We start from the raw sequence: 19754 nt of genomic DNA on the forward strand, positions 1-19754 counted from the left end.
CCGCCGGTCAGGGGGCCGCGGGGCCCTCGTGATCGGGCCGCCCGCCCTCCGGCCGCCGCTCCGGGCGTCCGCTCTCCGTCCGTCCGCTCTCCTGGAGGCCGTGGCCCGGGCGGGAGAAGTCGGGGCTGGAGTAGCGCGGCCGGGTCTCCTCCTGGTCGAAGACCTCGGTGGCGGGCCGGCTGGAGAAGCCCGGGTGCGAATAGCCCAATGTCGCCCACTCACCGGTCAGTTGGCCGGACGGCTCCGGCCCGGCCCCACGCGGATCGGCGAGCGCCTCCCGCAGGAACGGCACGACGCCGCGCTCCAGCAGGGCGGCCCGCCACGCCTCCCGCGCCCGGTCGACCTCCGCCGCGAGCCCGCCGTCGTGCAGGGGTGCGCCGCCACCCGCACCCGGCCTGCGGCCCGGTGGCCCGCCGCCGCGAGGGGCGCGCACGGCGCTCGACCCGTTGCGCAGCGCGGTCAGCAGGAGTCCGGCCATGGCGATGAGGACGGCAGCGGCCGCGAGCCCGGCGAAGATCCAGCCGACGGTGCGGATCGGCCCCGCTGCGGCGGGCTCGGGCGTGACCAGGTGCAGCGCGTACCCCAGCAGCAGAAAGATGACGGCCGCCGTGCCGGCCAGCACCGGCACGAGGACCGAGACCATCGCCATCAGCCCCGCACCGGACGCCTCGGCCAGCAGCCCCTCGCCGCCCGCGAACACCCCGCCGGTGCGCCCGTCGGCCCCCTCCGCGCCGGCGGCGCCGTCGGACCCGCCACCGGAAGGGCCCCCGGCGGCGCCGGAATCCGCTCCGGAGACGCTGTCCGTGCTGCCCGTGCTGCCTGTCCCCGCGACCCCCGCGGCCTCGGCAGCCCCGGCGGCGCGGGAGGTCCGCGTGGAGGCGCCGTCGAGGACCGAGGGCGCGTTCCCGGGGCGGCGCAACTCGGCGCGCAGCCGGACGAACGCGCGGTACTCCGTCTCCGCGCGGGCGGCGATCGCGGTGGTGGCGCCGAGCGCCCTCGTGCGCAGCTCGTCGACGGTCAGGCGGTGGCCGACGGCGGAGAGTCCGGGGCGGCGGGAAGCGGTACGCAGGGCCTCGTCGAGGATCCGCTCGAACTCGGGACGGTCTTCCTGCAACAGGTGCGGAGCGCTGTTCATGTGCATCCCCCGATGCTCCGTAGGGCCTCACGGCGACCGGTCGAGAGCGGGGCGGGCCGGTGGGCAGCGGTGTCGGCGCAGCCGTCGCCGGCGCGGCCGACGCTGTCGGAGAACTCGTCAGGGCACCGCCGATGGTAGAGCGCCGCGCCCCTCGACTGACAGAGAGTTTCCGTGCCGGCCCCCCGGTGGCGTTCCCCGGTCGATCACTTCTGGGAAACGCATGCCCGGGAATCGGCCCCTGAATCAGAAGGCGCGTGAGAGCACACCCGCGCGCCCCCGACTGCATCGATGAGCGCGTCCGGCCGCCCGTCGCGGAGGGACGGCGGGCGGCACGGCGCGCACGTCAGCGCATATCAGCGCACGTCAGCGCACGTCGGCCGGGACCGCAGGCGTCAGGGGACGAGGGGCAGTTGGGCGATCAGCAGCTTCCCGGCCATGGTCACGCCGCCGTCCATGGCCACCGCGAGGCCGTCCGCGTAGACGTGCGGGCCCTCGATGCGCGGCGACCGCTCCTCGTCGTCCGTGCCGTCCTCGCTGCCCACCTCGCCCAGCAGATACGGGATCGGGCTGTGCCCGTGCACGAGGCGTTTGCCGCCGAAGGTGTCGAGCATCTCCCGCACCGCGCCGGGGCCCGCCTCCTCGTCCCGGAAGGCGAACCGCTTGGTGAACTTGCGGAACAGATCCCAGGTCTCCTCCGCGTCGTTACGCTGGAGTGCCTCGGTGATGGCGTCGTTGACGTCCTCGATGGTGGCGCCGTAGTCCAGGTAGCAGGTGGCGTCCGAGTGCAGCAGGAGATGGCCGTCCGCGAGCGCGAGCGCGTCCAGCCGGGACATCCATTGCAGATGGTGGTCGCGTAGCCGCTCCATGTCGGTGCGCTGGCCGCCGTTGAGCAGCCACGCGGCCTGGAACGAGGCCGTGCCGGCGCCGGAGTTGACCGGCTGGTCGCCGAACCGCTTCGCCCCGAGCAGCAGCAGCTCGTGGTTGCCCATCAGGGCCTTGCAGTAGCCGCCGGCCGCCGCGGCCTCCGCGGACAGCTGCATGACCAGCTCGATGACGCCGACGCCGTCCGGGCCGCGGTCGGTGAAGTCCCCCAGGAACCACAGGCGCGCGTTGCCCGCGATCCAGCGGTCGTCCGCGTCGATGATGCCGAACCTCCGCAGCGCCTCGCGGAGTTCGTCCAGATAGCCGTGCACGTCGCCGACGACGTAGAGCGGGCCGTCGCCGTCGTTCCGGGCCGCCGAGGTGGCCGGCACATCGACCATCGTCGGCTCCCGCACCTCGGGCGCCCCGCCGGTGAGCACCGGCAGGTCACGCTCGGTCGGTGTGTACGCCTCCGGCAGTCCCTCGTCCGCCGGCGGCGTGCGCGGTGCGCCCGTGCCCGCGGGCGGCTGCACCGGCGCGGGCGCGGGCGGCGGTACGGGCGGCGGGGCAGCGGGCTGCCCGGGCGCGGCGGGCCCCGCCGGCATCGGCGGGGGCGGTGCGGAACCGGGCGGATGTGCGGCCTCCCGGCCGGTGAGCGGCGGGGTCTCCGGGACCGGAACGCCGGGGCCCGGGCCGCCCGGTGGTGGCGGCGCCGGGGACTGCTGCCGGGCGTCGGCGGGCACACCCGCGCCGGTCCCCACCCCGTACGTCGTCTCCCCGCCGTGCCATACGTCGGGTCCCTGACCGGCCCCCTGAGTCATCGACCCCTCCACCATTGCGCCGCCGCCGTGCACCGAGACCTCCCACCGCTCGTCCGGGCCCGCCGGCCCTCGGAAACTCCCGGCCGTTGGTCCGACGGCCCGGAGCCCCCCGACGCATACCCAGGCGGGGAGCTGGTCCCGGTGTCGTCCTTCCCGGCCTTCGCCGGGAGGTGCCCCCAATCATAGGAACGCAGATCGCGGCTTGTGACGCACCTGGGGGCCCGCATTTGGCGCCGTGGCCGAACGGGGCGCGCATTCCTCCGCAATTCTCCGCTCTCGTACCGAACGGAATCCCCGGACCGTGCGCCGTCCGGCCGGTGGCCGCTCCGGCCGCGCACGACTGTGTACGCCTGCCTACGGCTGCCTACGGCTGTGTACGCCTGCCGACGACCGCGTACCGCTCCGTCAGCCCGGGCCCGGCCTGCGCGGTGCGGCGACGGTGGTGCGGGGCGAGGGGCGCAGCGAGGACGTGCGCACCAGCAGATCCGTGGGCATCACCTGCTGCACGGGCCGGGGCGGGCCGATGCCCTCGATGGCGTCGATCAGCAGCTGGATGACGGTGTTGCCGATGCGGCCCGGCTTCAGGGAGAGCGTGGTGATCGGCGGCTCCGTCGTCTCGTACACCGTCGACTCGCTACAGCACACCAGCAGCAGGTCCTCCGGGACCCGCAGTCCGTAGCGGCGGGCGGCGGCCAGCAGATCGGTGCCGTTGGGGTCGAAGAGGCCGTAGACGGCGTCGGGGCGGTCCGGGCGGGCCAGCAGCCGGTCGGCGGCGACGGCGCCCGCGCACGGGTCGTGCGCCGGGTACGCCTCGTACACCGGGTCCTGCCCGGCGTTCTCGCACCAGCGCAGATACGCGCGGGTGGACAGCCGGGTGTAGGTGTCGGTGCTGGTGCCGGTCAGCAGGCCGATGCGGCGGGCGCCGGACTCGGCGAGGTGGTCGAGCAGCGCGTGGACGGCCTCCTCGTGGTCGTTGTCCACCCAGGCGGTGACGGGCAGGGCGCCGCTGGGCCGGCCGTCGGAGACCACGGGGATGCCCGAGCGCACCAGCTCGCTGACGACCGGGTCCTGGTCGGAGGGGTCGATGACGACGGTGCCGTCGAGCGCCACGTTCGACCACACGTCGAACGGGCTGTGCCGGGCCGGGGCGGGCAGGATCACCAGCGCGTAGCCGCGGGCCAGCGCGGCCGAGGTGGCGGCCCGGGCCATCTCGGCGAAGTACGCGAACTCCGTGAAGGTGAACGGTTCTTCGCCGTAGGTGGTGACCGTCAGGCCGATCAGCCCGGACTTGCCGGTGCGCAGGGTGCGGGCCGCGGCCGACGGCCGGTAGCCCAGCCGCTCGGCGACCTCGCGGACGTGCCGCCGCGTGGCGTCCGGTAGCCGGCCCTTGCCGTTGAGGGCGTCGGAGACAGTCGTGATCGAGACGCCGGCCGCCGCGGCGACGTCCCGGATCCCGGCCCGTCCGCGCCGGGTGGAGCCGCCGCGGGGCCCGGGGCACCTCTCGCCCGGGGCGGCCCCCGCCGGGCCGGCGGGCGCCGTGGGGCGGGCGGCCGGTGTCCCGCTCGCCTGATGCTTCTCTGCTGCTGTCATGGCGACCCGATCGTAGGCCCGCTGCCGGAACCGGGAAGGGGACGTGGAACCGGGGCGAGCAGGCACGATTCTGCATGAGCGACAGGCCGTGACGACCATGGAAACCGCAGACAGCGCAGGGCAGAACGCCCGGTGCGGGGTGGGCGTCGGCACGGTTCCCGGCCGGATCGGGGACAGTGGAAGGCGGGGACCAAGTCACCGTGACGAGTGATGCGCGCCGCCGCGCCCGCCACCAGCGCGCGGCCCCGGCAGGCGCACGACCCGTCGGCACCGTACGCCGGGCGGCCCAATCCTCTTATGGTGAGCAGTATTGGCGGCCGCCGGTCGGCGCGGCCCGGTGCCGGGCACCGGGCCGCCCGGACCGGCGGCAGTGACGGGACACCCGAGGAGGAGCAGCGGTGAGCGAGCGCAGCGAGCAGGGCGGCGGGGTACGCACCGACGACGCGGCGGGTGCCGTGGCGGAGGCGTCGAACGCGCGGGGGAAGGCGGTGCCCGGCCCCCGGCTGCGCGCCGCGCTGGCCGACATCCCCACCTACAAGCCGGGCCGTCCCGCGGCGGGCGGCGCCACCTCCTACAAGCTGTCCTCCAACGAGAACCCCTATCCGCCGCTCCCCGGTGTGCTGGAGGCGGCCACCGCCGCTGCCGCGGCCATGAACCGCTACCCGGACCTGGGCTGCTCCGGGCTGATCGCCGAGCTGTCCGAGCGCTTCGGGGTGCCCGCCGCGCATCTGGCGACCGGTACGGGCTCGGTGGGTATCGCGCAGCAGCTGGTCCAGGCCACGGCCGGGCCGGGCGACGAGGTCGTCTACGCGTGGCGGTCCTTCGAGGCGTACCCGATCGTCACCCGGATCTCCGGCGCCCGCGCCGTGCAGGTGCCGCTGACCGACACCGAGGAGCACGACCTGGACGCGATGGCGGACGCCGTCACCGAGCGCACCCGTCTCGTCTTCGTCTGCAATCCCAACAACCCCACCGGGGTCGCCATCCCGGGCGAGGCGCTGGAGCGGTTCCTGGACCGGGTGCCGCGGGACGTGCTGGTCGTCCTCGACGAGGCGTACCGCGAGTTCGTCCGGGACGAGCGGGTGGTGGACGGGCTCGACCACTACCGGGACCGGCCCAACGTGTGTGTGCTGCGCACCTTCTCCAAGGCGTACGGGCTGGCCGGGCTGCGGGTCGGGTTCGCCGTCGCGCACGAGCCGGTGGCCGACGCGCTGCGCAAGACGGCCGTGCCGTTCGGGGTGAGCCAGCTCGCACAGGAGGCCGCGGTGGCCTCGCTGCGCAGCGAGGACGCGCTGCTGGAGCGGGTGTCGGCGCTGGTGGCCGAGCGCAGCCGGGTCGTCGGTCAGCTGCGGGCGCAGGGGTGGACCGTGCAGGAGTCGCAGGCGAACTTCGTGTGGCTGCGGCTGGGGGAGCGGACGGGCGAGTTCGCCGCCGCCGCGGAGCAGGCGGGCGTCGTCGTCCGGCCGTTCCCCGGGGAGGGCGTGCGGGTGTCCGTCGCGGAGACCGAGGCGAACGATCTCTTCCTCGGGGTCGCGGCCGGCTTCCGGAAGCAGCTCGCCTCCTCCTAGGCAGCGCCGTCCGCCAGGGCCTTCGGTCCCGGGTTCCGGAGACCCGGGACCCGGTGGCCGGGGCCTGATCGCGGGTGTCGGCCGGGGGCCTCCGCGCGGCGGGGGTCCCCCCCCGGTGACATGTCGGAAATGGGGGCGCGGCATAATGCTTGTGAATGTGAACGCATTCACGACCGCACTCGCGTTCCCGTCCTTACCGGGGCATAGCGGAACGGAGCCGCGGGCGTCCGGTGATCACGGCGTCCACCCGAAGGAGAGAGCACCGTGGACCTGGCTCTGGCGCCCGAGACGCTGGCGCGCTGGCAATTCGGCATCACGACCGTCTACCACTTCCTGTTCGTCCCGCTGACGATCTCGCTGTCGACGCTGACCGCGATCCTCCAGACCGCCTGGGTGCGGACGAACAAGGAGAAGTACCTCAAGGCGACCCGGTTCTGGGGCAAACTCTTCCTGATCAACATCGCCATGGGTGTGGTCACCGGCATCGTGCAGGAGTTCCAGTTCGGCATGAACTGGTCGAGCTACTCGCGCTTCGTCGGCGACATCTTCGGAGCGCCGCTGGCCTTCGAGGCGCTGATCGCCTTCTTCATGGAGTCGACCTTCATCGGCCTGTGGATCTTCGGCCGGGACAAGCTGCCCAAGAAGCTGCACCTGGCGACGATATGGCTGGTCGCGATCGGGACCGTGGCCTCCGCCTACTTCATCCTGGCCGCCAACTCCTGGATGCAGCACCCGGTCGGGTACAAGCTCGACGAGAAGACCGGGCGCGCGGAGATGACCGACTTCTTCGGCATCCTGTTCCAGAACACCGCGCTCGCGCAGTTCTTCCACACGCTCACCGCCGCCTTCCTCACTGGTGCCGCGTTCATGGTCGGCATCGCCGCCTACCACCTGCTGCGCAAGAAGCACATACCGGTGATGCGCAGCTCGCTGCGGCTCGGGCTGGTCACGATGGTGATCGCCGGGATGCTGGTCGTCATCAGCGGCGACCGGCTCGGCAAGGTCATGTACCAGCAGCAGCCCATGAAGATGGCCTCCGCCGAGGCGCTGTGGGAGACCCAGGCGCCGGCTCCGTTCTCCGTCTTCTCCTACGGGGACGTCGACAAGGGGCACAACAAGGTCGCCATCGAGGTGCCCGGGGTGCTCTCGTTCCTCGCGCACGACAACTTCTACGAGGCCGTCCCCGGCATCAACGACACCAACGCCCAGCTGAAGAAGGAGTACAAGGACACCGTCGGGCTGGACGACTACCGGCCGAACATCCCCGTCGCCTACTGGTCGTTCCGCTGGATGATCGGCTTCGGGATGGCCTCGTTCGGGCTCGGTGTCGTCGGGCTGTATCTGACCCGCAGGCGGCTGTGGCTCGGCGAGCGGCTGCGCACCGGCGAGGACGAGGTGCCACGGCTGGCCCTCACCCGGGACCGGGAGCTGGGCGGGCGGCTGTCCACCTGGTACTGGCGGCTCGGCGTCCTCACGCTGGGCTTCCCACTGATCGCCAACTCCTGGGGCTGGATCTTCACCGAGACGGGACGCCAGCCGTGGGTCGTCTACGGGGTGCTGCCGACCGCCTCGGCCGTCTCCCCCGGCGTCTCCCAGGGCGAGGTGCTCACCTCGCTGATCGCCTTCACCTCGCTCTACGCGATCCTCGCCGTCGTCGAGGTGAAGCTGCTGGTCAAGTACGTCAAGGCCGGGCCGCCCGAGCTGACGGAGGCCGACCTCAACCCGCCCACGAAGATCGGTGGCGACACCGATCCCGACCGGCCCATGGCCTTCTCGTACTGAGGGAGGGGACTCGCGGTGCAACTCCACGACGTCTGGTTCGTCCTCATCGCCGTCCTGTGGATCGGCTACTTCTTCCTGGAGGGCTTCGACTTCGGAGTCGGCGTCCTCACCCGGCTGCTCGCCCGGGACCGGGCCGAGCGGCGGGTGCTCATCAACACCATCGGGCCCGTCTGGGACGGCAACGAGGTGTGGCTGCTGTCCGCCGGCGGGGCCACCTTCGCGGCCTTCCCCGAGTGGTACGCCACCCTCTTCTCCGGGTTCTACCTGCCGTTCCTGGTCATCCTGCTGTGCCTGATCGTGCGGGGCGTCGCCTTCGAGTACCGCGCCAAGCGGCCGGAGGAGAGCTGGCAGAACCGCTGGGAGAACGCGATCTTCTGCACCTCGGTGCTCGTCGCCTTCCTGTGGGGCGTGGTGTTCGGGAACATCGTCCGCGGCGTGCGGATCGACGCGCACATGGAGTACGCCGGGAACCTCGGTGACCTGTTCAACCCGTACGCGCTGCTCGGCGGGCTCGTCACGCTGACGCTCTTCACCTTCCACGGCGCCGTCTTCACCGCGCTCAAGACGCTCGGTGACATCCGGCAGCGGGCGCGCCGGATGGCCGGGGTGCTCGGGCTGGTGGCCGGGGTGCTCGCCGCCGGGTTCCTGCTGTGGACCCAGGCGGACCGGGGCAACACGGCCAGCTGGATCGCGCTCGGCATCGCCGTCGCCGCGCTGGTGGCCGCGCTCGCCGCCAACCTCGCCGGGCGCGAGGGCTGGGCCTTCACCTTCTCCGGGGTGACCGTCGTCGCCGCGGTGGCCATGCTCTTCCTCGCGCTCTTCCCCGACGTGATGCCCTCGACGCTGGACGAGAAGTGGAGCCTGACGGTCACCAACGCCGCCTCCACGCCGTACACGCTGAAGATCATGACCTGGTGCGCGGCCATCGCCACCCCCGTCGTCCTGCTCTACCAGGGCTGGACCTACTGGGTGTTCCGCAAGCGGATCGGCACCAAGTCGCTGGCCGCCTCCGGCGGTCACTGAGCCCGCCGCCCGCCGGCCGTCCCGTCACCACCGTCCCGCTGCCCCCGCCACCGGCGGCGCCGTACCACCCGAAGGGAGAGCGCGCATGAAGCCCGTCGACCCACGGCTGATGACCTACGCGCGCACCACCCGCGTCTTCCTCGCCGCGTCCGTGGGGCTCGGTCTGGCCGGTGCCGGGCTGGTCGTCGCGCAGGCGATGCTCATCGCCGACATCGTCGTCGCGGCCTACCGCCACGGGCGGTTCGACGAGCGGGCCGTGCTGCTGCTCGGCGCCGTCGCGGTGGCGCGGGCCCTGGTGTCCTGGCTGACGGAGCTGGCCGCGCACCGGTGCGGCGCCTCGGTCAAGTCCCAGCTGCGGCGGCAGCTGCTGGAGCGCGCCACCACGCTGGGGCCCGGCTTCCTCACCACGCAGCGCACCGGTGAGCTGACCACCCTGGCCACCCGCGGCATCGACGCGCTCGACGACTACTTCGCGCGCTATCTGCCGCAGCTCGGGCTCGCCGTCGTCGTCCCCGTGGCGGTGCTCGCCCGGATCGTCACCGCCGACTGGGTCTCGGCCGCGATCATCGTGGTGACGCTGCCGCTGATCCCGCTGTTCATGGCGCTCATCGGCTGGGCCACCCGGTCGAGGATGGACCGCCAGTGGCGGCTGCTGGGGCGGCTCGCCGGGCACTTCCTCGACGTCGTCGCCGGGCTGCCGACCCTCAAGGTGTTCGGCCGGGCCAAGGCGCAGGCGGAGAACATCCGGGCCATCACGGCGGACTACCGGCGCGCCACCCTGCGCACCCTGCGGCTCGCGTTCCTCTCCTCGTTCGCGCTGGAACTGCTCGCGACGATCTCCGTGGCGATCGTCGCCGTCGCCATCGGCACCCGGCTCGTACGCGGTGAACTCGACCTCCACACCGGGCTGATGGTGCTCGTCCTCGCGCCGGAGGCATACCTTCCGCTGCGCCAGGTCGGCACCCACTACCACGCCGCGGCCGAGGGGCTGTCCGCCGCCGAGGAGGTCTTCGCCGTCCTGGAGACCCCACTGAACGGGCCGGGGCCGGACGGCGGACGGCCCGTGCCCGAGCTGCGGCGCGCGGCGATCCGGCTCGACGGGGTCGCCGTGCGGCACGCGGGCCGGACGGCGGACTCGCTGCCCGCCACCGATCTCGTGCTGCGCCCCGGCACCACCGTCGCGCTCACCGGGCCGTCCGGCGGCGGAAAGACGACGCTGCTGTCCGTCCTCCTCGGCTTCACCCGGCCCACCCGCGGCCGGGTCCTCGTCGGCGGCATCCCGCTGGAGACCCTCGGCCTCGCCCGCTGGCACGAGCAGATCGCCTGGGTGCCCCAGCACCCCTATCTGTTCGCCGGCACCGTCGCCGACAACGTCCGGCTCGCCCGGCCGGACGCCGACGACGCGGCCGTCGCCCGGGCGCTCGCGGACGCCGCCGCGCCCGACTTGGAGCCCGGGCGGGTGCTCGGGGAAGGCGGCGCCGGGCTGTCCGCCGGGCAGCGCCGCCGGGTCGCGCTCGCTCGTGCCTTCCTCGCCGACCGTCCGCTGCTGCTGCTCGACGAACCGACGGCCGCGCTGGACGGGGCCACCGAGGCCGAGGTCGCCTCCGCCGTCCGCAGGCTCGCCGCCGGACGCACGGTGCTCCTCGTCAGCCACCGCCCTGCCCTGCTGGAGGCCGCCGACGAGATCCTGACCCTCGACGGCCCGGCCTCCGCGCCGGGTTCCGCTTCCGCACCGGGTTCCGCCTCCGTGCCGGGTTCCGCGCCTGTGTCGGGTTCCGTGCCTGCGCCGGGTTCCGCGCCTGCGTCGGGCTCCGCCTCCGTTTCCGTTGCTGCTGCCGCGGTGCCGGGCCGGGAGGTGTCCGGCTCCGCGGCCGAGAGCGCCGGGGAGGCCGGGGACGCCGGAGACGCGGGGGATGCCGGGGGCGCCGCTTCCGCCGCCGGGGGTGCCGTGCCCGCGTCTTCCGGTGCTTCCGGTGTTTCCGGTGTTTCCGGTGCCGAGGTGACGGGCCGCCCGGCCGGTGCCGGTGCCGGTTCCGGAGAGGGGATGCGGCGGGGGCTGCGCCGGGGTGGGGCCGGGCGCGGACCGTTGGTCCGGGTGCGGGCCGAAGCGCGCGGGCTGCGGCGGAAGTTCTCGCTCGCGCTGGCGCTCGGTGCGCTCGCCCTTCTCAGCGCCGTCGGTCTGATGGCCACCTCGGGCTGGCTGATCTCGCGGGCGGCACAGCAGCCGCCGATCCTGTATCTGATGGTGGCCGTCACCGCGACCCGCGCGTTCGGTATCGGCCGCGCCGTCTTCCGGTACGCCGAGCGCCTCGTCTCGCACGATGTCGCGCTGCGGGTGCTGGCCGGTCTGCGGGTGTCGGTGTACCGGCGGCTGGAGCGGCTGGCGCCCGCCGGGCTGGGGCGTACCCGGCGCGGGGATCTGCTCACCCGGCTCGTCGCCGACGTCGACGCGTTGCAGGATCTGTTCCTGCGCTGGCTGATGCCGGTGGCCGTCGCGGCGACCGTGGGCCTCGCCGCCGTCGCCTTCACCGCGTGGCTGCTGCCGCTCGCCGGGGCGGCGCTGGCGCTGGGCCTCGTCGTCGCCGGGGTCCTTGTGCCGGTGCTCACCGGGCGGCTCTCCCGGCGCACCGAGCGGCGGCTGGCGCCCGCTCGCTCCCGGCTCGCCGTCCGCACCGTCGATCTGCTCGCCGGCACCGCGAGCGGTGAACTCCCGGTCACCGGCGCCCTGGAGAGCCGTCGGCGGCAGGTCGCCGAGGCGGACGCCGAGCTGACCCGGATCGCCGGGCGGTCGGCCGCGCGCACCGCGCTCGCCGCCGGCCTGGGCACGCTCGCCTCCGGGCTCACGGTCACCGCCGCCGCCTGGCTCGGTGCGCGGGCCACGGTCGACGGGGTGCTGGACGGGCTGCTGCTGGCCACCGTCGTGCTCACCCCGCTGGCCACGTTCGAGGCCGTCACGCCGCTGCCGCAGGCCGTGCAGTTCCGGCAGCGGGTGCGGGGCGCGGCCGAGCGGGTGTACGAGGTGCTGGACGCGCCGGTGCCGGTGACCGAGCCGGAGGAGCCCCGTCCGCTGCCCTCCGACGCGCCGTTCCCGCTGCGGCTCAGCGGGCTCACCGTGCGGTACCCGGACGCGGACCCGGCCGCGCCGCCGGCCCTGCGCGACCTCGATCTGGAGCTGGTCCCCGGCCGCCGGGTCGCGGTCGTCGGCGCCTCGGGATCCGGCAAGACGACGCTCGCCCACGCGATGCTGCGGTTCCTGGACCCGGATCCGGCCTCCGGCGGTTCCGGCTCCTACACCCTCGCCGGCGCGCCGGCGGCCGGTGCCGACCCGGACGAGGTGCGCCGGTACGTCGGGCTCTGCGCCCAGGACGCCCACCTGTTCGACAGCTCCCTGCGGGAGAATCTGCGGCTGGCCCGGCCGGACACCGACGAGGCCGGGCTGTGGTCCGCGCTCGCCGCGGCCCGGCTGGACACCTGGGTGGCCGGGCTGCCGGACGGGCTCGACACCATGGTCGGCGAGCACGGAGCCCGGCTGTCGGGGGGACAGCGCCAGCGGCTCGCCCTCGCCCGGGCCCTGCTCGCCGACTTCCCCGTCCTCGTCCTGGACGAGCCCGCCGAACATCTCGACCTGCCGACCGCCGACGCGCTGTCCACCGACCTCCTCGCCGCGACCGAGGGACGCACCACCGTGCTCATCACCCACCGGCTCCAGGGGCTGGACGCGGTGGACGAGGTGATCGTGCTGGACGGCGGGCGCGTCGTCGAACGCGGTGCCTGGGGTGAACTCGTCGCGGCCGACGGCCCGTTCGCCGCGCTGCTCGCCCGGGAACGCGAGACCGGCCACCACGGGCAGGGCGACTTCGGCCCCGCGCTGCCCGCGTCCGCCGCGCTCCCGGGCCCGGCCACCGCGGCCCCGGCCCGGGCCTGAGCCCGGACCTGAGCCTTCGACCGGGTCAGAGCCTTCGCCCGAGCCCGAGCCCGAGCCCGAGCCCGGGCCAGAGCCCTAGCCCTAGCCCTAGCCCGGCCGGGATCAGCCGGGCAGGAAGGTCTCGATGACGGTGGCCACGCCGTCCTCCTCGTTGGTGAGGGTGCGGCCGGTGGTCGCCAGCAGGACCTCCGGGTGGGCGTTGGCCATGGCGTACGAGCGGCCCGCCCAGGCCAGCATCGCCAGGTCGTTGGGCATGTCGCCGAACGCCACGACCTCCTCGGCGGTGATGCCGCGCTCCGCGCAGGCCCGCGCCAGGGTGCTGGCCTTGCTGACGCCGCGCCCGGATATCTCCAGCAGCGCGCTGTGGCTGGACCGGGTGAACTCGCCGTGCGCCCCGCCGACCTTCCGGCCGAGCGCCAGGAACTCGTCCGGGTCCCGGGTGGGGTGGTGTGCCAGCAGCTTGAGGACGGGCTGGGCGTAGGCGGGGTCCGTGGCGTCGGTCAGCAGCACATCGGCCGGGGCGAACGAGGCGCCCGGGTCGAGCGGGAAGGAGGGGTACTCGGGCTCGTAGTGGATGCCCCCGGTGCGTTCGACGGCGAAGCTCACCCCGGGTGCCGCGGCGCGCAGCGCGTGCACGATCTCCAGCGCGTCCCGCCGCTCCAGCGGCCGGGTCTCGACGATGCGGTGCCGGCCGGAGCCGCTGCTGTGCAGATCGACGACGGCGGCGCCGTTGGCGCAGATCGCCAGCCCGTGGCCGTGCACATGGTCGCTGACGACGCCCATCCAGCGGGCGGGGCGCCCGGTGACGAAGAACACCTCGATGCCGGCCGCCTCGGCGGCGGCCAGGGCGCTGATGGTGCGCGCGGAGACGCTCTTGTCGTCGCGCAGCAGGGTGCCGTCGAGGTCGGTCGCGATCAGCCGGGGACGCGCGGCGGCCGGGCCGGTGGGGACGGCCGTGCCGGTGGGGACGGTGGCGGTGCCGGCGGGGGTGGTGCGAGCGGTGGGTTCAGACGGATGAGTCACAGGCACCATCTTCCCGCATATGCCTGAACAGGCGTGCGAGATCGGGGGCGGGGCCGGGGGCAGCCGAAGCACGGACGGCGCACGAGGGAGTACCCCGGGTGCACGGCCGGTGCTGCCGACGGGTGCTCCGGGGTGCTGTTGGTGCTGCCGGTGCTGTCGGTGCTGTCGGTGCTGTCGGTTGGCCGGTGTGGCCGGTGTGGCCGGTGCAGTCGGTGCCGTCGGTGTGGCCCGCCGTGCTGTCGGTACGGCCCGTGCTGTCGGTAGTACGGCCCGTGCGGTCGGGGTGTTCTCGGACGGGGGTTCGGGTCCGCGGCCGTGGGGACTCGGGGGGAAATGGGGAGAAGCGGGACAATCGGAGGTGCGGGCGGGGGTGCAGGTACGGGGGTGCTCCGAGGCAGGAAGGGAGCGGATCGATGGCCGGCCGGCATACGCGCTACGTCCCCGACCGGGGGCTGACCACGCGCATGGTCACCACGATGTTCTTCATCGGACTGCTCTACGTCGTCTTCGTCGGCGTCCTGGTGGCGCTCCTGGGCAAGGCGTGGCCGATCGTGCTGGTCGTCGCGGGCGGGATGTTCGTCGCGCAGTTCTGGTTCAGCGACCGGATCGCGGCCTTCAGCATGGGCGCGCGGGAGGTCTCCCCGCAGCAGGCGCCCGAGCTGCACGGGGCCGTCGACCGGCTGTGCGCGCTGGCGGACATGCCCAAGCCGAAGGTGGCGATCGCGGACAGCGACGTCCCCAACGCGTTCGCCACCGGGCGCAACCAGCAGAACTCCATGGTGTGCGCGACGACGGGACTGCTGCGGCGGCTGGAGACGGACGAGCTGGAGGGCGTGCTCTCGCACGAGCTGTCCCATGTGGCCCACCGTGACGTGGCGGTCATGACGATCGCGTCGTTCCTCGGCGTGCTGGCCGGAATCATGACCAGGGTCGCGCTGTGGGGCGGCATCGGGCGCTCGGTGGGACGCAACGACAACAACGGGGCGGGACTGCTGCTGATGCTGATTCCGCTGGTCAGCGCGCTCGTCTACGTCATCAGCTTTCTGCTGACCCGGCTGCTGTCCCGGTACCGGGAGCTGTCCGCCGACCGGGCCGGCGCCCTGCTGACGGGCCGCCCGTCCACGCTCGCCTCCGCGCTGACGAAGATCAGCGGGGACATGGCCCGGATCCCCACCCGGGATCTGCGCCAGGCCGAGCCGTACAACGCGTTCTTCTTCGTCCCGGCGCTCTCCGGGGAGAGCCTCGCGGGGCTGCTGTCCTCGCACCCGCCGCTCCAGAAGCGCCTGGACCAGCTCGGCCGGATCTCCGGGCAGCTCGGGCAGCAGGGCTGAGCACCCGGGGACGGTGTGACGGCGCCGGGCCGGTGATCCGGCGGCCACCGACGACGAGGGGATGACCGTGGGTTTCCTGGACACGCTGCTCGGCCGCAGCAAGCCGAAGCGGCCGGACCTCGACCAGCTGTTCGCGCTGCCGTCGGCCGCGGTCACGCTGGAGGCGGGCGCGGCGTTCGTGCCCACCGGGGTGGGCGCCGTGTGCTTCGCCAGCGTCGAGGGCGGCGCCTTCGAACGGCTCCGGCAGGAGGTGCGGGCGCTGCTGGACGCGGACACCGAGCGCGGCGGCATCCCCGTCGAGTTCGGGCGGGACGACTACGGCTACACCTGGCTGACCGCACGGCACGGCCCGCACGAGGTGGCGGAGCTGGTCAGCGATCTGCACGCGGTGAACACGCTGCTCGTGGAGGGCGGCTTCGGGCCCCAACTGCTGTGCTCGCTGGTGGACTTCGCGCAGCGGGACACGTCCGGGCCGGGGGGACGGCCCGGGGACGCGGGCGGTTCCGACGCCTCCGGCGGTTCCGGGGAGGCCGGGGCCTCCGGCGGCTCCGGGGGTTCCGGCGGTTCCGGCAGCTCCGGGGGCTCCGGCGAGGACGGGCGGGCGCGGTCGCTCGCGTTGATCTACCTCTACAAGCGGGGCACGTTCTATCCGTTCGCCCCGCTGCCCGGGGGCGGCGAGAAGCGGGACAACGGGCTGGAGCTCCAGGTGCGGGCCCTACTCGCGGACGATCTGCCCATCGAGCAGGACCTCTCCCGCTGGTTCCCGGTCTGGGGCGCACCCGGGCTGTGACGCCGCCGACGGAACGGGCCCCGGCAGATGACGGACGGTCCGGCTCCCCGCGGGTCAGCCGGCGGTGAAGCGCACGTCCCGGGCGAACGGCACGATCTCGATCTCGTCCCCGAGCGCCCACTCGGCGGCCCGCGCCGCCATCGCCGCGGGCACGACGCCGCTGATGTCCTCGGCCGCCGGCACGTCGTAGGTGGCGTGCGCGTCGTGCGGCAGGACGACGCGGTAGCCCAGCCGCAGCGCGGTGCGTGCCGTCGCGCTCACACACATCTCCGACAGCACGCCGCAGACCGCGAGGGCCCGGACGCCCGCCGCGTCCAGCCGCTCGCGCAGATCCGTCTCCTCGAAGCCGTCGTCCACGGTCTTGCGCAGCACGTACTCGCCCTCGGCGGGCGGCAGATGCAGCCGCCACCCCGGGGTGCCGGGCTCGTCGGGCGCGCCCGGCTCCCCGTCGTTCTGCAACTGGACGACGAGCGCCCCCGCCCGGTGGGCCCGCTCCCGCAGAAGGGCGGTGTTCTCCCGTATCCGCCGGGCGTCCGGCACCGCCTCGGCGCCGGAGACGAAGGCGGTCTGCACATCGACGACGACGAGCGCCTGCACCGGCGCCGTCCCCTCCCTGGTGTCCTCGGTCATACGGAAGATGATGTCGGGCGCCGCCGGGCGCCGTGCCGGTGACCCGGGGCGCGGGTGCGGTCCCGTGGACGGGCGGAGCGCGCGTGAGCGGGGTGGCGCGCGGGAAGGGTGTCCGGTGGCGGGGCGCACGGGTGCGACCCACGCCGACCAGGGAGGCAGCAGGGCGCGCCCGGGCCGTGGGGACACACGGCGGCACCGGGCAGACACGGGCGGGGCGCGCCGGGACGCTCCGAGGCGATGCACACCAGAGGTGATCGTGACCCGCTCCATGGCCGTGACCGGCAGCCGAACGACCGAGCACCGCCCCTTCGCGCACTACGCCGCACTGTTCGAGCGGTATCTGGCGCCCTTCGCTCCCGGCGGGCACTTCCACCTCGGCGGGATGCGGGGCGTCGGCGGGCTCGCGCTGGAGTGGCTGGCCGAGCGGACGGACGCGGAGCTGACCGTCGTGCTGCCGGGCACGCTGCACGACGAGCCGCTGGACGCGCGACGGCTGGTGGACCGGGCCAGGGAGCGGATCGCGCAGATCGTCGAGCTGGGCGCCTCGCCCGTGGACGCGGACGCGTACGCGGCCCGCAACCGCCGGCTGGTCGACCACACGGACATGACGATCGCCTTCCCCGTGGGCACCAGCCGCGGCTCCGCCACCTGGCAGACCCTCGAATACACCGCGGAACAGGGCAAACCACGGCTCGTCGTACCGATCTGACCCGGTACGCGGCGGACCCGGAACGGGGACGGGAACGCGGGAGCGGGAGCGGAATCGGGGCGGGGCGGGACGGGACCGGACGGAAACGGGGACAGGGACAGGGGCGAGGACGGCCCGCCGGGTTTCCGCCGGCCGTTTTCCGCAACCCGGACACCGAGAACCGAGGAGGAGCCGCCGTGCACGCCGACCACGACGACCACACCGAGCGCACCGGCCACGCCGACGACGCCGAGCGCACCGACCGCACCCACTACACCGAGCGCACCGACCGCACCGACGAGAACGGGAACGCCGCGGGCGCCGGGGCGGACGCCGCCGGCAGCGCGGCCGGGGCCGGGACCGGGGCGGGTGCCGGGATTCCGACGACCGAGTGGCTGTGTGAGCGGGTGCTGGCCGCGCTCGGCCGGATGGGCGTGGAGGTGCCGGGCGGCACCGGGCTGACCGCGCTGACCCCGGTGACGGGCGAACCGCTGTGCACGCTCCTCGCCGCGGACGCCGCCGAGGTGGACGCCGCGGTGGCCGCGGCGCACGAGGCGTTCCCCGGCTGGCGCGCGACGCCGCCGCCGCGCCGCGGCGAGCTGGTGCGCCGGCTGGGCGATCTGCTGCGTGCGCACAAGGAGGACGTGGCGGACCTCGTCACGGCCGAGGCGGGGAAGATCCGTTCGGAGGCGCTCGGCGAGGTCCAGGAGATGATCGACGTCTGCGACTTCGCCGTCGGGCTGTCCCGCCAGCTCTACGGCCGGACGATCGCCTCCGAACGGCCGGGGCACCGGCTGGCGGAGAGCTGGCATCCGCTGGGTGTGGTCGGGGTCGTCTCCGCGTTCAACTTCCCGTGCGCGGTGTGGTCGTGGAACACGGCGGTCGCGCTGGTGTGCGGGGATCCGGTGGTGTGGAAGCCCTCGGAGGTGACGCCGCTGACGTCGGTGGCCTGCCACGGGCTGCTGCGGCGGGCGGCCCGGGACGTGGGCGCCCCGCCGGAGGTGCATCAGCTGCTGCTGGGCGGACGCGGGGTGGGCGCGGCGCTGGTCGACGATCCGCGGGTGGCGCTGCTGAGCGCGACGGGATCGACGCGGATGGGCCGGGAGGTCGGGCCCCGGGTGGCCGCCCGGCTGGGGCGCAGCCTGCTGGAGCTGGGCGGCAACAACGCGGCGATCGTCGCGCCGTCGGCCGATCTGGACCTGGCCGTGCGGGCGATCGTCTTCGCCGCGGCCGGTACGGCGGGGCAGCGGTGCACCAGCCTGCGCCGGCTCCTCGTGCACCGGGACGTGGCCGACGAGGTGGCCGAGCGGCTCACCGCCGCCTACCGCGGCCTGCCGGTCGGCGACCCCTTCGCGGAGGGGACCCTCGTCGGCCCGCTGATCCGGATGTCGGCGCTGGAGCGGATGCGGGACGGGCTGGGCCGGGCGCGGGCGGAGGGCGGCGCGGTGCTGGCGGGCGGCGGCCGGGTGCTGGCGGACCGGGCGCCGGAGGCGGCGTACGCGCAGCCGGCGCTGGTGCGGATGCCGGGACAGACGGCGGTGGTGCGCGAGGAGACCTTCGCGCCGCTGCTGTACGTCCTGGAGTACGACGGTCTGGAGCAGGCGATCGCGCTGCACAACGACGTCCCGCAGGGGCTCTCCTCCGCGATCTTCACCCGGGATCAGCGCGAGGCGGAGGTCTTCCTGTCGGCCGAGGGCTCGGACTGCGGTATCGCCAACGTCAACATCGGCACGTCGGGCGCGGAGATCGGCGGCGCGTTCGGCGGGGAGAAGGACACCGGCGGGGGCCGGGAGTCGGGTTCGGACGCGTGGCGGGCCTATATGCGGCGGGCCACGAACACCGTCAACTACGGGTCCGAGCTGGCGCTGGCCCAGAACGTCAGCTTCCTGTGAGCGCGGCCGGGTACGCGCCGTGTCCGGGCCCCCGCGTCCGCGGGCGGGCCCACGCCGCTCGTGTGCGCCCCGCGAGGGCGTGCGCCCCGCGAGGGTGTGCGCCGCATGCCGCCCGCGCCGGGCGGCCGTAAGGTCAGCCGTAAAACCGGAAGAAGGGACAAACCGGACGATGGACACCACAGCGGTGCTGGTGGACGGATACGAGCGCGTCAGCGGAGAGGTCCACGACGCGCTCGACGGCATCGACCCCCGCCACCTCAACACCCGGCTGGACGAGGGCGCCAACTCCGTCGCCTGGCTCATCTGGCACCTCACCCGGGTCCAGGACGACCACATCGCCGACGCCGCCGGACTGGAGCAGGTCTGGCACGCCGAGGGCTGGCGCGACCGCTTCGGCCTGGCCCTTCCGCCGGACGCCACCGGGTTCGGGCACGGCCCGGAACAGGTGGCGGCGGTCCGGGTGGACGATCCGGACCTGCTGCTCGGCTACTTCGACGACGTCCACGCGCAGACGCTCACCTTCGTGCGCGGGCTGGAGGACCGGACGCTGGACCGGATCATCGACGACGCCTGGGACCCGCCCGTCTCGCTCGGCGTCCGGCTGGTCAGTGTGCTCGCCGACGACCTCCAGCACGTGGGACAGGCCGCGTTCCTCCGCGGCGTGCTGGAACGCGGCTGACCCCGCCCGACGAGCC

General features: G+C 74.3%; 14 protein-coding genes. 9 read left to right on the forward strand and 5 right to left on the reverse strand.

What is annotated here, in order from left to right:
* Positions 1–7: 7 nt before the first annotated feature.
* The 3 genes from SCA03_RS28200 to SCA03_RS28210 all read right to left on the reverse strand — a co-directional run bounded on the left by SCA03_RS28200 (position 8) and on the right by SCA03_RS28210 (position 4407).
* Complete coding sequence (locus SCA03_RS28200) at positions 8–1141, reverse strand: hypothetical protein (protein WP_230988963.1); 1134 nt, start codon at positions 1139–1141, stop codon at positions 8–10.
* A gap of 386 nt (positions 1142–1527) precedes the next feature.
* Entirely contained in the window at positions 1528–2832 is a 1305-nt protein-coding gene (locus SCA03_RS28205; RefSeq protein WP_030885917.1) for a metallophosphoesterase family protein, read from the reverse strand.
* Between the two features lie 390 nt (positions 2833–3222).
* The gene (locus SCA03_RS28210) at positions 3223–4407 is read right to left on the reverse strand and encodes a LacI family DNA-binding transcriptional regulator (protein ID WP_030880799.1); all 1185 of its coding nucleotides are present in this window, start codon (positions 4405–4407) and stop codon (positions 3223–3225) included.
* A 488-nt stretch (positions 4408–4895) separates the two neighbouring features.
* Here SCA03_RS28210 and hisC point away from each other — a divergent pair, with 488 nt between their 5' ends.
* The 4 genes from hisC (at position 4896) to cydD (ending at position 12705) form a co-directional block, all read left to right on the forward strand.
* Entirely contained in the window at positions 4896–5975 is a 1080-nt protein-coding gene (hisC, locus tag SCA03_RS28215) for a histidinol-phosphate transaminase (RefSeq protein WP_030880796.1), read from the forward strand.
* A gap of 264 nt (positions 5976–6239) precedes the next feature.
* Complete coding sequence (locus SCA03_RS28220) at positions 6240–7757, forward strand: cytochrome ubiquinol oxidase subunit I (protein ID WP_030880793.1); 1518 nt, start codon at positions 6240–6242, stop codon at positions 7755–7757.
* Positions 7758–7772: 15 nt separating this feature from the next.
* On the forward strand, positions 7773–8780 hold the full coding sequence (gene cydB, locus SCA03_RS28225; protein WP_030880789.1) for a cytochrome d ubiquinol oxidase subunit II: 1008 nt from the start codon (positions 7773–7775) through the stop codon (positions 8778–8780).
* Between the two features lie 85 nt (positions 8781–8865).
* Complete coding sequence (gene cydD, locus SCA03_RS28230) at positions 8866–12705, forward strand: thiol reductant ABC exporter subunit CydD (protein WP_141275728.1); 3840 nt, start codon at positions 8866–8868, stop codon at positions 12703–12705.
* A 102-nt stretch (positions 12706–12807) separates the two neighbouring features.
* Here cydD and SCA03_RS28235 read toward each other — a convergent pair whose 3' ends face one another.
* Positions 12808–13737 carry an HAD hydrolase family protein gene (locus SCA03_RS28235; protein ID WP_030885901.1) on the reverse strand — a complete coding sequence of 310 codons (930 nt, stop codon included), beginning with the start codon at positions 13735–13737 and terminating at the stop codon, positions 12808–12810.
* A 404-nt stretch (positions 13738–14141) separates the two neighbouring features.
* Between SCA03_RS28235 and htpX the strand changes: the two genes are divergently transcribed.
* Together htpX and pspAB are read left to right on the forward strand one after the other, a co-directional pair.
* Complete coding sequence (htpX, locus tag SCA03_RS28240) at positions 14142–15059, forward strand: zinc metalloprotease HtpX (protein ID WP_030880779.1); 918 nt, start codon at positions 14142–14144, stop codon at positions 15057–15059.
* 67 nt (positions 15060–15126) lie between these two features.
* Positions 15127–15849: a PspA-associated protein PspAB gene (gene pspAB / locus SCA03_RS36545; RefSeq protein WP_086817159.1), complete on the forward strand. Its 723-nt coding sequence runs from the start codon at positions 15127–15129 to the stop codon at positions 15847–15849.
* Positions 15850–15903: 54 nt separating this feature from the next.
* Here pspAB and SCA03_RS28250 read toward each other — a convergent pair whose 3' ends face one another.
* Positions 15904–16479 (reverse strand): isochorismatase family protein, encoded by a 576-nt coding sequence (locus SCA03_RS28250; RefSeq protein ID WP_086817155.1) that lies wholly within the window; start codon positions 16477–16479, stop codon positions 15904–15906.
* Positions 16480–16735: 256 nt separating this feature from the next.
* Between SCA03_RS28250 and SCA03_RS28255 the strand changes: the two genes are divergently transcribed.
* From SCA03_RS28255 to SCA03_RS28265, 3 genes are all read left to right on the forward strand, one after another.
* Positions 16736–17188 carry a hypothetical protein gene (locus SCA03_RS28255; protein WP_230988964.1) on the forward strand — a complete coding sequence of 151 codons (453 nt, stop codon included), beginning with the start codon at positions 16736–16738 and terminating at the stop codon, positions 17186–17188.
* A 407-nt stretch (positions 17189–17595) separates the two neighbouring features.
* Entirely contained in the window at positions 17596–19059 is a 1464-nt protein-coding gene (gene amaB / locus SCA03_RS28260; RefSeq protein WP_086817161.1) for an L-piperidine-6-carboxylate dehydrogenase, read from the forward strand.
* A gap of 169 nt (positions 19060–19228) precedes the next feature.
* Positions 19229–19738, forward strand: coding sequence for a mycothiol transferase (locus SCA03_RS28265; protein ID WP_030880764.1), 510 nt, complete (start codon positions 19229–19231; stop codon positions 19736–19738).
* Positions 19739–19754: the final 16 nt, after the last annotated feature.

The organism is Streptomyces cacaoi, from assembly GCF_006539165.1.
GTDB lineage: Bacteria > Actinomycetota > Actinomycetes > Streptomycetales > Streptomycetaceae > Streptomyces > Streptomyces cacaoi.

What these genes read in the sequence shown, in the direction of transcription:
- htpX (WP_030880779.1), top strand. Translation starts at nt 14,142, where the DNA reads ATGGCCGGCCGGCATACGCGCTACGTCCCCGACCGGGGGCTGACCACG.
- SCA03_RS28235 (WP_030885901.1), bottom strand. Translation starts at nt 13,737, where the DNA reads ATGGTGCCTGTGACTCATCCGTCTGAACCCACCGCTCGCACCACCCCC.
- amaB (WP_086817161.1), top strand. Translation starts at nt 17,596, where the DNA reads ATGGGCGTGGAGGTGCCGGGCGGCACCGGGCTGACCGCGCTGACCCCG.
- cydD (WP_141275728.1), top strand. Translation starts at nt 8,866, where the DNA reads ATGAAGCCCGTCGACCCACGGCTGATGACCTACGCGCGCACCACCCGC.
- SCA03_RS28205 (WP_030885917.1), bottom strand. Translation starts at nt 2,832, where the DNA reads ATGGTGGAGGGGTCGATGACTCAGGGGGCCGGTCAGGGACCCGACGTA.
- SCA03_RS28265 (WP_030880764.1), top strand. Translation starts at nt 19,229, where the DNA reads ATGGACACCACAGCGGTGCTGGTGGACGGATACGAGCGCGTCAGCGGA.
- SCA03_RS28200 (WP_230988963.1), bottom strand. Translation starts at nt 1,141, where the DNA reads ATGCACATGAACAGCGCTCCGCACCTGTTGCAGGAAGACCGTCCCGAG.
- SCA03_RS28210 (WP_030880799.1), bottom strand. Translation starts at nt 4,407, where the DNA reads ATGACAGCAGCAGAGAAGCATCAGGCGAGCGGGACACCGGCCGCCCGC.
- SCA03_RS28250 (WP_086817155.1), bottom strand. Translation starts at nt 16,479, where the DNA reads ATGACCGAGGACACCAGGGAGGGGACGGCGCCGGTGCAGGCGCTCGTC.